An 11539-nucleotide genomic window follows, 5' to 3' on the forward strand; every position below is an offset into this window, starting at 1 on the left:
AATTATGTTGTCCAAAATATTGCAAATTTCCTTAATAAAAAACCAAGGAGGAGAAGGACAATGAAACCGGCCAAGAAAATATCACAAGTTCAAGCAGACTTAGCCTTATTGATGGTTGCCCTGGTTTGGGGTTTTACTTTTGTAACGGTAAAAAATGCCCTGGACGATATCGGACCCCATTTTTTTAATGCCATCCGCTTTTTCATCGCCGCTCTGTTTCTTGCGATTATCTATCACCGCCGGCTAAAAAATTTTACTAAAGAAACGCTGGTAGCCGGCGTTTTAATTGGTATCGCCCTGTTTGCAGGTTATGGATTCCAGACGGTAGGTTTAAAGTATACCACTGCTTCCAATGCAGGGTTTATAACTGGCCTCTCGGTGGTTCTAGTCCCCTTATTTTCCACTATTATTACCCGGCAACCACCGGCCTGGCCCATAATCCTGGCAGTTATAAAAAGCGCGCTGGGACTTGCCCTCCTGTCCCTGGGCAGTAGTTTCCAATTAAATTGGGGTGACTTTCTGGTATTTCTCTGTGCCATATCCTTTGCCCTGCATATTATCCTGGTAGGTCGATACGCGCCCAACCTCGACCCCGCCCTTTTAGCTACTGTGCAAATAGCCACGGTGTCGGCGGCCAGCAGTATTTGGGGATGGTTTACGGAGATACCGCCGGGAAGCTTGTCGTCAGAAGTAATAAGTGCACTATTTATCACCGCCATTCCAGCAACCGCCCTGGCTTTTTTAATTCAGACCACCATGCAGAGTTTTACTACCCCTACCAGAACCGCCATCATCTTTTCTACCGAACCTGTTTTCGCCGCTTTGTTCGCCTTTCTCTTCCTGGGTGAAATACTGACTCCGCGGCAACTTTTAGGTGCCGCCCTCATTCTCGCCGCGATGCTAGTTGCCGAATTACTGAAAGGCCATAAAGAGGACGCAGTAATTTAGATAGATAGGCACAGAACAATTTTGGGGGACTTCAGACAAACCACAACAATTACGGAAAGTAACCAAGACTAAAACGGCATATTCAAACGATGAAGCACTGACAAAGATAATTTACTTAACAACTATGGACATAGCCGAAAAATAGACCGTAACGCTTTTTGGTTTCTATCCTTCTCTATACCAACTTCTTATATCAAGACGAGCTTTACGAGTGAGTTTATAATATGTGTGGTTCATATGTTTAGGCTTATAAAGGTCCTTGCGTTTAAGAAAAGTCCCTTTTACACGCTCTAAAAATCCTAATTTCTCTAGGTGTTTTAAACGCTGCATTGTTTCCTCTAAGCTTATCCTCAATCTACGACTTATAAACTTGGCGCAGTCCGCTTCAATATTGTAAAGGTATTTTAAAATTTTAAGATCATTTTCTTCTAAAATATCCCAATTAAGCATCGTTTTAATCTTACTGCCTTTCATAAATAGATTTATTTTTTAATATAAAAATCTTTATGAAGTGTTATATTTTTTTTCTTTTAATAGCTTTAATGTCTTTTTCATTGTATTTGCCCATAGTATATAACCGAATTTTGTGACTACGAGGAAACTCTTTTTTAAGAATTACTTTAAACAGTTTTTTTAGTTTTGCTAAATTTACATGAAATTCTTCTTTGAAAAAACCATCTTCTATAACTAAGAAAGAGTCATGATCTTCTTTAACTACTAATACAGTACGATTTCTTTTATAACTTCTGATATCTAAATAATGCCCAACAGGAAGTTTCTTAACTCTTTCTATCAAAACTTTTATAAAGATATCTTTGTCTATCATTTCATTTTCACCTAACTTAGAAATTAAAATTCAGTACTCCAGCTTATTAAATTTCCAATTCTTAATTTCAATTTCAGCAGTTTAAAATAAAATACAGTTAGATATAAATTATATAAATCTTCCTGCTAAATATCAACTATATCCAGTAGTTCCCCTGTTATGTCAACTAAATTCCCATGTCTTAACAAAAACGTAAGTAAAAAAAGATAAGCAAAGTCTGCTCGAAACCGGGGGTGTATTCACCACGGAGAGAGTTATCCCCCGCACCATATTACTATCCCAACTCTACCCTAAAAATCGGTTTCTCCACACATACCTGAAGGTGTCAAAGCCTTGATCTTTCTATATTTATTTAATTTTTCCGGGTTGGTAGGAGATGGGGTTACACCTTCAGATGGATTAATCTCATGGACTGATAACACACCCGTGTACACACGCGGGCATAAAAAAATCATGGGATATATACAGGATTTCCCTGCATTACACCCCATGATTTTAAGCAGACTTTTTTATCCTTAAGCAAACCTTTTTATCTTTGAGCAGAGTTTTTTATGTTTGGACAACAATACCAAACCTCTTAGCCTGCTTTACTCCACGGTCACGCTTTTGGCCAGGTTGCGGGGTTTGTCGACGTCGGAACCGCGTTCGACGGCTGCGTAGTAGGCCAGGAGCTGCAGGGGGATAACCGTCAGTACCGGTGCTACCAGCGAGATGGTGTCTGGAATGTAAATGGTCTCCTCCACCAGTTTCCCAATCTCCTGGTCGCTTTCAAAGGCCACTGCCGTAATGTAAGCACCCCGGGCCTTCACTTCCTGCAGGTTGCTGATGGTCTTCTCGTACACTTCCTTCTGCGTAGCCAAAACTATGACCGGGACTCCTTCCACTATGAGGGCCAAGGTCCCGTGTTTCAGTTCACCGGCAGCATAGGCCTCAGCATGAATATAGGAAATTTCCTTCAGCTTAAGCTGTCCCTCCATAGCCACAGCGTAATCAAGGCTTCTGCCGATAAAGAAGGCGTCTTCCCATTTCGCCCACCGCCGGGCCATCTCCCTAATCTGTGTCTGCTGCTTCAGGACAGCTTCCGCCTGGCCGGGTAGCCGAACTAAAGCTTCTATAATCTCTTCCAACTGTTCCCCGCTTACCGTTCCCCGGAGTTGGCCTAGGTAGCAACTCAGCAGGTATATGGCTATTAACTGCGTTACATAAGCCTTCGTGGAGGCTACCGCAATCTCCGGACCGGCCCAGGTATAAATCACATCGTCGGCTTCCCGGGCTACCGAACTGCCCACCACGTTGGTGATGGCCAGCACCCGGGCCCCTTTCTTCTGGGCCATGCGCAAAGCCGCCAAGGTATCAGCCGTCTCTCCCGACTGGCTGATAACTATCACCAGCGAATTTTCTGTGATTAAAGGATCCCGGTAGCGAAATTCCGAGGCTATATCTACTTCGACCGGAATTTGGACCATTCTCTCGATAACGTACTTGCCTACCAGCCCGGCATGGTAAGCCGTCCCGCAGGCGGTAATAAAAATCCTGTCGATTCTCTCTATTGCTTCTTTATCCAACCCAATTTCTTTGAGCACAACTTTCTTTTTCTCCAAATCCAAACGTCCTTTAAGCGTGTCTCTGATTGCTTTGGGCTGCTCGCATATCTCTTTGATCATAAAATGGTCATAGCCGCCTTTTTCTGCCGCTTCCATATCCCACTGGACATGAAAGACTTCTTTATGCACGGGATTTCCCTGCCGGTCAAAAACCTGAACCTGGTCTGAAGTTACCAGTACTACTTCCCCGTCATTAAGGATGTAGGTCTGCCGGGTATGTTCGAGAATGGCTGGTATATCCGAAGCAATAAAATTTTCTCCTTCTCCCAGGCCCACGATCAAAGGATTGTCCTGCCGCGCCGCTATAAGCTGCCCGGGATTTTCGAGGGATAAGATTACCATGGCATAGGAACCTTCCACTTTTTCCATCACCTGGCGCAGGGCAGTTACAAGATCTCCCCGGTAGAAATGTTCAAATAAATGAACTAAAACCTCGGTGTCGGTTTCCGACTTGAATGAGTGTCCCTCTTCCTTTAACCACCCACGCAACTCCTGAAAATTTTCGATAATCCCGTTATGGACAACGGCAAAACGACCGGTACAGTCGGTATGAGGGTGGGCGTTGGTATCGGAAGGACGACCGTGAGTTGCCCAGCGAGTATGTCCTATACCAATACAGGCGCCACCATTCTTATGGCCCACATGTTCCTCCAGTACCTCCAGCTTACCCACTTTTTTTACTACATCTATACTGCCGGAGTTGAGAACAGCAATACCTGCGGAATCGTAACCCCGGTACTCTAGCTTTTTCAAGCCCTTAAGTAAAATCGGTACAGCAGATTTATGGCCAACGTATCCAACGATACCGCACATATTTTCACCCCTATCTCTTATACATCCAAACGGAAAATGCTATTCATTTTTTGGTGTCACCTGGTACCCTTTGTCCCCGGAATTGCTTCCGGGTTTTGTAGGTACCGTTAACGGTCGTGACCGGACCGAGGGGCACCCGCCGATAATTCGATAAACCCCTTCCTCGTCAACCACCTGTAAACAGCTTACAAGTGGCCCTGGCGCTTGAAAATCTAAATCTTTCTCCTGTCGTTATAAATTACCTAAGTTATCACCCCCTTGAAACTCATTATAAACTGTTAAGACCACCCCTTTACTATTGTAAGTGCTCTTTAGCAACGGCAGCCAGGCCGGACGTGATTTCCTCCAGTTCTTTTTCGTCCGGTCCTTCGGCCATAATTCTGATCAGCGGTTCGGTTCCAGAAGGTCTTACCAGCACCCGACCCCGCTCTCCCAGCCGGGCTTGAGCTTCTGCAATGGCCTTCTGCATCTCATCGTTTTCTGCCAGCCTGTTTTTGTCCCTCACCGGCACATTAACCATTACTTGCGGCAAACGGGCCATTTGGGCTGCCAGCTCGGAAAGAGGTTTTCCCCGCTTGACTACGGTTGATAGGAGTTGTAAAGCCGTAAGAAGCCCGTCGCCGGTCGTGCTGTGTTCCAGAAAAATAATGTGCCCCGATTGTTCTCCACCCAACATAGCCCCGGAACGCTTCATTTCTTCCAAGACGTAACGGTCTCCTACAGCTGTCTGCAATACGCTGATTCCGGCTTTCCGGAAGGCCAGGTGTAATCCCATATTGCTCATAACGGTTACTACTACTTTATCACCGGGCAACCTTCCCCGCTCCTTCAGGTCCAGGCCGCAGATGACCATTATCTGGTCGCCGTCCACCACTTCACCCTTCTCATCTACCGCTATCACCCGGTCCGCATCACCATCGTGGGCCAACCCCAGGTGCGCTCCGTGTTCCATTACGGCTTTTTGTAAATTCTGCAGGTGGGTGGAACCGCAGTCACGGTTAATGTTAACCCCGTCCGGTTCGGCAAAGATCGGCACTACTTTCGCTCCCAAATCAGCCAACACCCGGGGAGCCACCTGGTAGGCTGCACCGTTGGCGCAGTCTACTACTATTTTCAAACCTTCCAGCCGGGTATCTATCGAATTCTTGAGAAATTCTATATACTGTTCCACAGCTTCTGGCCGGCGGACCACCCTTCCCACGGCAGCGCCGGTAGGATAAGGCAAACTGTCCGTCCCGTTCAGTACGATACGTTCTATTTCAGCTTCTGTTTCGTCCGGCAGCTTGTAACCGGAATTGCCAAAAAATTTTATACCGTTGTCTTCAACCGGATTGTGGGATGCAGATATAACCACCCCGGCAGTTACCCCCATCCGGCGGGTCAGATAGGCTATAGCCGGCGTCGGCATTACACCTACCTGGATCACATCCACTCCTACGGAACAAATTCCAGCCGTCAAGGCGGCTTCCAGCATGTCTCCCGAAATGCGGGTATCTTTCCCTACAATTATACGGGGTTCCTCGACAGTCCGGGACAAAACATAAGCTCCTGCCCGGCCCAAACGGTAGGCCAGTTCAGGAGTCAACTCCTGGTTAGCTTTACCCCTGACCCCGTCGGTCCCAAAAAGAACTCCCACCGCTACTGTTCACTCCTTTCCAGCCTAGTCAGTATTTCCGAAGGAAAATCACTCCGGGGAAGAGCATATCTACCGATAATACTTTCGGCAGCCTTCATCCCGTCTACCGCAGCGCTTACTATGCCTCCCGCGTACCCTGCCCCTTCTCCAACCGGATACAACCCTCCCACATTTACCGACATCATAGAATCGTCACGCACAATACGCACGGGAGAGGAAGTTCTCGTTTCCACCCCGGTCAAAACGGCTCCCGGATGGCCAAAACCTCTGATCTTGGTGTCAAAATAGCGGATAGCCTCGGCCAGGGTGGCTCCCACGGTTTCAGGCAGGCACCGGCGCAGGTTGGCAGGAACTACTCCCGGCCGGTAGGTCGGCTTGACCAATGCGCCATCCAAGGTGGCTTCCCGGTCGGCAAGAAAATCCCCCACTAACTGGGCAGGCGCCCGATAATTTCCGCCTCCCAGGATAAATGTCTTCCTTTCCCAATGACGCTGGAATTGCACTCCGGCCAAAGGGTGGTCTCCGGGAAAGTCAAGAGGAGAGACTGTAGCCACCAAAGCACTATTGGCTACCCCGGAATCTCTCGCAAACTCACTCATGCCGTTGGTTACCACCATGTCCGGTTCCGAAGCTCCGGCTATCACATAACCTCCGGGACACATACAGAAGGTATAGGCAGCCCGTCCAAAGCGCTGGCTGCGGTAGGTAAGGTGGTAGTCGGCATGCCCTAAGCGTGGGTGACCGGCAAAAGAACCGTACTGCATCCGGTCTATAAGTTCCTGGGGGTGTTCCACTCTAAGCCCTATGGCAAAAGGTTTGGGCTCTATACGGGCTCCGAGGCGATAAATTTCCTCATAAGTATCCCTGGCGCTGTGTCCAATAGCCAATAAAACTAACTGTACCGGTAAAGTATACTTATGATTTACTTCAATGGCCGTCAATTGGCCGTTATCGGCCCGGAAACCGGTAACTTTGGCCTGAAAGATTACCCGGCCACCTAAAGACAACAACTTCTTTCGTAGTTCAATAATAACCTTCCTTAAACGATCAGTACCGATATGGGGTTTCTGCACATAAGTAATCTCCTCTGGGGCTCCGGCCTCCACCAGTTGGGCCAGCACATCCCGTACCCGGCCATCTTTAATCCGAGTGGTCAGTTTTCCGTCGGAAAAGGTGCCGGCCCCACCTTCTCCGAACTGGACATTGGATTCGGGGTCCAGTTGTCCGGCATTCCAGAAACTGTTCACATCTCGTACCCGGCTTTCCACGTCCTTTCCCCGTTCCAACAGTACCGGCCGGTAACCCCACCGGGCCAGGGTCAAAGCCGCAAAAATACCCGCCGGCCCGGCTCCTACTATGACCGGAGGATAAAGAAGCTTTTCCGTACCGCGTTGGATAGGTTTTCGTTTATCCCCTGTAATTATAAAAACGTCATGACGGCCCTTCCATCTCTCTATCCTTTCCCGCCCTTCGTCTATCTCAACTTCCACCGTGTACACCAGGTAAACTTTTTTACGGCGAGCATCCACCGATTCCCGCACGATCTTCCACTGTTTGATGCGGGAAGGAACTATATCCAAACGTTCCGCTATTAAAGGAACCAGCATGGAAATATCCTGTTCCAGCTCTAACCGCAAATTGGCTACCCGCAGTTTCATGATTTTCTCCCCTGTCTGAGATTTCAACTCCAGTACGCCTATAGTATATTGTGCTACGGGGAAAGTTGTTCCTCCGCCCGTTTCTCGAGGTGAACAATAACTTTTACTTTAGGATTATAATCTAAAGTTACCTCCGGCGGAACAACTAGTTCCACCTGCTGCAATATGTCCCGGTTCAGACCGTTTATGTCCACCGGAACGGTGTAAATATAATCAAGCTTATCCAGAACCTCGTAAGATCCATAAACCTTGACGGTTTCTGGATCTACCACTACTCGCTCGATCCGGTATTCAGGAGCAACTTCTCCCTGCAAAGCAGCTTTAATAGGAACAACCTTTCCCGGTTTATCCGCTACTACCGGGATAAAAACTTCAACGGTAGAAGGTACAACCGTCAGCCAGTCACTCATATATTGACCCTTTTGGCTTTCTACCTTGACGGGAAGGTATTTATGATAGTGTTGCTTCGGCCTGTCCAGCCGAACCTCTACAAATACGCCACCTATCTGTTCCAAAAGCTTCCGAGGTCCCTTGACAATTACCTCCGAGGGCTTGAGCACCGGTTCCAGCAGGTGATATCCCGAAGCAGCTCCTCCGCTAATATTTAAAGTTACCGGAAGCTGTACCTCAGAAATTTTGTCAATGCTTATCGTAACCTGTCGGGGAGTAATACTGACCAACTGAACCCCCTGAGGAACACTGACTTGGACCGGAAGTACAACTTCCCCGGCACTCATGTGAGAAGTCTCCACGTAGGCCTGAAGATCCCGGGAGGTTAAATTAGCTACCAGCTCCTCTCTTCCTTGAACCCTTACCTTGACGCTAGCCGGCTTGTCTTCAATTACCAGACCAGAGGCCAGGCCTCTCACCTCAAGAGGTACGTTGATAACATTATCCATATTAGGGTGTTGTTCTTCCGTAACATAAAGCCACAGAAGCAAGGCAAGAAATACGGAGATTATTTTATAAGTAATATTCCTCTCCAGGACCTTTTTCAACCTTAAGACCTCCATTTCCCCAGCAGGAAGCCCTGACTCTTAGGCAGCAGTAATTGTTCCAAAAGCTCGCGCAGGCTTTTTTCCTCCAAGTACCGGGTCAACTGCCCCTCCGCCGCAACGGAAACAGTTCCTGTTTCTTCGGAAACCACTATAGCCACTGCATCGGATATTTCCGTTATGCCTAGGGCAGCCCTGTGCCGTGACCCCAACTGTCTACTGAGATAAGGACTGTCGGTTAGCGGCAAAAAACAGGCCGCGGCCATCACTCGGTCACCCCTGATAATAACCGCGCCGTCGTGGAGAGGTGTCAGCGGCGTAAAGATATTGACCAAAAACTCCGCACTCACTATCCCCTCCACTTTCACGCCGTTTTCAATATAATCATTCAGTCCTGTTCCCCTCTCTATTACAATTAAAGCCCCGGTCTTATGCTTTCTTAAAACTTCCACTGCCCGGATGAGCTCGTTTATCAGGCGAGACATGTCGGCGGCCCCCAAAAGAGTAGTGGAGGTGAAAAACCGTCCTCTACCCAGCTGTTCCAGCGCCCGGCGAAGTTCCGGCTGAAACACCACCGGTAACGCCACCAGTATCATAAGACGGGTCTGATCGAGTATCCAGCTAACTGTAGTCAAATGGAGCTTCTCACTGATGAAAGAAGCGATGAATAACACCGCCAAGCCTTTGAGCAGTTGAGCAGCCCTGGTCCCTTCGATTAGTATGATAAGTTTGTAGAGAACATAAGAGACCAACGTTATATCAATAAGGAGCAATATAAAATCTTCAAGGCTGAGGTACTTGAGAAATTGTAATTGAGCCGCCAACAAAATCACCTCGAGAATAGCCTACATCCACTAATACCTTCGACAATATCCCCCTAAACCCTTCTTTTTGAAACAAGCCCATTTTCTGCAAACTCCGGCCAATGAAAAAGCGCCTCTTCCGAGCAGCTTTTGCGAGAGGCGCTTTCACCGAAGCCCGCGTTTCGCAGTTTTTTCCTTCTGTTGCTTTAGCAGGGCGTAGTCCATACTGTCCAGCAGAGCCTGCCAGCTGGCTTCGATTATGTTGGTGGAAACTCCGACTGTACTCCAGGAAGAGGTTTTGTCTCGCGATTCAATCAAAACTCGCACTTTGGCGGCCGTAGCATCCTTTTCATCCAGGACCCGAACCTTGTAATCGGTAAGGTGCATTTCCCGGATAACCGGGTAAAACTCTTCCAGAGCTTTACGCAAGGCGTTGTCCAGCGCATTTACCGGACCGTTTCCTTCAGCAGCAGTATGTACTACCCGGTCATCAACCCGGATTTTTATCACTGCTTCGGAAATAGTTTCCTGTTCGGCCCTTTTTTCTACAATTATCTTGAAGGATTCCAACTGGAAGTGCTGCCGGTATTGTCCGAAAGCTTTCCGGAGCAGCAGTTCCAAGGAACCTTCCGCTCCTTCAAACTGAAAACCCTGATATTCCAGCTCTTTAATGCGCTGGATAACCTTTCGGGTTTCCGGAGCGTCTATTGGTATATCCAAGTCTAGTTCCTGCGCTTTGTACCGCAGGTTACTTATTCCCGAAAGCTCCGAAACGAGAACTCTCCTCCTGTTACCTACAACTTCCGGGGGAATATGCTCGTAGGTCCGAGAATCCTTGAGAACGGCACTGACATGTACTCCTCCTTTGTGAGTGAAAGCGCTCTGGCCCACAAAGGGCTGGTGCCCCGGCAGTACAACATTGGCTATCTCACTCACATAGCGGGCAACTTCCGTCAGGCGGCGCAAACAACCTTCCGGCAGGCAACGGTACCCCATCTTATATTCCAGATTGGCAATTACCGATATAAGATTTGCATTTCCGCACCTTTCCCCAAATCCGTTTATGGTTCCCTGGACCATATCCACTCCGGCTCTTACTGCCGCCAAGGAATTAGCCACCGCCAGCTCGCCGTCATTGTGAGCGTGTATGCCCAGAGGTGTTTTAATTCTGCTCTTTACTTCTTTTACTATCCGGTTAACTTCATCAGGTAAAGAACCTCCATTGGTATCGCAAAGAACTATCCAGTCGGCTCCCGCTTCTGCTGCCGCCTGTAAAGTTTTTAAAGCATATTCGCCATTGTTTTTGTAACCGTCGAAAAAGTGCTCCGCGTCATAAATGACCTCCAGATTCTTATTTTTCAAATAAGACACCGTTTCCCGGATCATGCTGAGGTTTTCTTCTAAAGTTGTCTTTAAAGCCTCCACAACATGGAAATCCCAGGACTTGCCGAAAATGGCCACGGTCTTAACTCCGGCCTCCAAGAGGGCATTTAGATTGGCATCCTCTTCCGGCCTAACGCCCGGCCTGCGTGTACTGCCGAAAGCGGTCAAGCGGGCATGCTTGAAAATAAGTTCTTTCGCCCGGCGGAAGAACTCCAGGTCCTTGGGATTGGAACCGGGCCATCCCCCTTCAATGTAGTCTACTCCCAGGTAATCCAACTTGCCGGCTATTTTCAGTTTGTCTTCTACCGAAAGGCTGATGCCTTCTCCTTGGGAACCGTCTCTCAAAGTAGTGTCATAAATGAATACTTTAGCCATATCAGCTCTCTCCAATGATATGTTTTCTGATTAGTTCTCCCATTTCTTCCGTGTTAACCGGAGTTTTGCCGTCTTCCATAATATCCGGCGTTCGGTATCCCTTCTCCAAAACGGCGGATACAGCTTGCGAAACAGAATCCGCTGCCTCCGGCATGTGGAAAGAATACTTCAGCATCATGGCTGCCGATAAAATGGTGGCAATTGGATTCGCCTTTTTTTGGCCCGCTATATCCGGAGCAGAACCATGAACCGGTTCATACAGGGCCACCGAACCGCCAATGCTGGCCGACGGCAACATTCCAATGGAACCAGTAAGCATTGCCGCCTGATCGGTCAGAATGTCACCGAACATGTTCTCGGTAATAATCACATCAAAATGCTTAGGATTGCGTACCAACTGCATAGCGCAGTTGTCTACGTACATGTGTTCCAGTTCCACTTCTGGATATTCCCGGGATATGCGGTTGACTACTTCCCGCCACAGGCGGGGACATTTCC

The 11539-nt window shown here is 48.1% G+C and carries 9 protein-coding genes and 1 pseudogene; 1 reads left to right on the plus strand and 9 read right to left on the minus strand.

All coding sequences use genetic code 11. The annotated features are described in order from the left end of the window. Positions 1-60: 60 nt before the first annotated feature. On the plus strand, positions 61-948 hold the full coding sequence (locus KKC1_RS07600) for a DMT family transporter (protein ID WP_088553864.1): 888 nt from the start codon (positions 61-63) through the stop codon (positions 946-948). A 165-nt stretch (positions 949-1113) separates the two neighbouring features. On the opposite strand, the gene KKC1_RS07610 is transcribed toward KKC1_RS07600, so the two are convergent. From KKC1_RS07610 to KKC1_RS07650, 9 genes and pseudogenes are all read right to left on the minus strand, one after another. Beyond that, positions 1114-1398, minus strand: coding sequence for a DUF2250 domain-containing protein (locus tag KKC1_RS07610; protein ID WP_238134233.1), 285 nt, complete (start codon positions 1396-1398; stop codon positions 1114-1116). A gap of 64 nt (positions 1399-1462) precedes the next feature. Next, positions 1463-1774, minus strand: coding sequence for a hypothetical protein (locus KKC1_RS07615; protein ID WP_088553866.1), 312 nt, complete (start codon positions 1772-1774; stop codon positions 1463-1465). Between the two features lie 587 nt (positions 1775-2361). Further along, a complete protein-coding gene (gene glmS, locus KKC1_RS07620) occupies positions 2362-4191 on the minus strand; it encodes a glutamine--fructose-6-phosphate transaminase (isomerizing) (RefSeq protein ID WP_088553867.1) in 1830 nt (609 codons plus the stop codon). 295 nt (positions 4192-4486) lie between these two features. Next, entirely contained in the window at positions 4487-5827 is a 1341-nt protein-coding gene (glmM, locus tag KKC1_RS07625; RefSeq protein ID WP_088553868.1) for a phosphoglucosamine mutase, read from the minus strand. A gap of 2 nt (positions 5828-5829) precedes the next feature. After that, a complete protein-coding gene (locus KKC1_RS07630) occupies positions 5830-7485 on the minus strand; it encodes an NAD(P)/FAD-dependent oxidoreductase (protein WP_088553869.1) in 1656 nt (551 codons plus the stop codon). Between the two features lie 53 nt (positions 7486-7538). Beyond that, positions 7539-8483: a CdaR family protein gene (locus tag KKC1_RS07635; RefSeq protein WP_192868137.1), complete on the minus strand. Its 945-nt coding sequence runs from the start codon at positions 8481-8483 to the stop codon at positions 7539-7541. 2 nt (positions 8484-8485) lie between these two features. After that, complete coding sequence (cdaA, locus tag KKC1_RS07640; RefSeq protein ID WP_428844932.1) at positions 8486-9304, minus strand: diadenylate cyclase CdaA; 819 nt, start codon at positions 9302-9304, stop codon at positions 8486-8488. Positions 9305-9448: 144 nt separating this feature from the next. Continuing rightward, positions 9449-11041: a citramalate synthase gene (cimA, locus tag KKC1_RS07645; protein WP_088553872.1), complete on the minus strand. Its 1593-nt coding sequence runs from the start codon at positions 11039-11041 to the stop codon at positions 9449-9451. A gap of 1 nt (position 11042) precedes the next feature. Next, a pseudogene (locus KKC1_RS07650) lies at positions 11043-11539 on the minus strand (isocitrate/isopropylmalate family dehydrogenase); the annotation flags it as partial.

This window comes from Calderihabitans maritimus, from assembly GCF_002207765.1.
In the GTDB taxonomy this organism is placed as follows: Bacteria; Bacillota; KKC1; order Calderihabitantales; family Calderihabitantaceae; genus Calderihabitans; species Calderihabitans maritimus.

Excerpts from the sequence above, each read along its gene's own strand:
- KKC1_RS07610 (WP_238134233.1), bottom strand. The coding sequence starts at position 1,398 with ATGCTTAATTGGGATATTTTAGAAGAAAATGATCTTAAAATTTTAAAA.
- KKC1_RS07615 (WP_088553866.1), bottom strand. The coding sequence starts at position 1,774 with ATGATAGACAAAGATATCTTTATAAAAGTTTTGATAGAAAGAGTTAAG.
- KKC1_RS07600 (WP_088553864.1), top strand. The coding sequence starts at position 61 with ATGAAACCGGCCAAGAAAATATCACAAGTTCAAGCAGACTTAGCCTTA.
- cimA (WP_088553872.1), bottom strand. The coding sequence starts at position 11,041 with ATGGCTAAAGTATTCATTTATGACACTACTTTGAGAGACGGTTCCCAA.
- glmS (WP_088553867.1), bottom strand. The coding sequence starts at position 4,191 with ATGTGCGGTATCGTTGGATACGTTGGCCATAAATCTGCTGTACCGATT.
- KKC1_RS07630 (WP_088553869.1), bottom strand. The coding sequence starts at position 7,485 with ATGAAACTGCGGGTAGCCAATTTGCGGTTAGAGCTGGAACAGGATATT.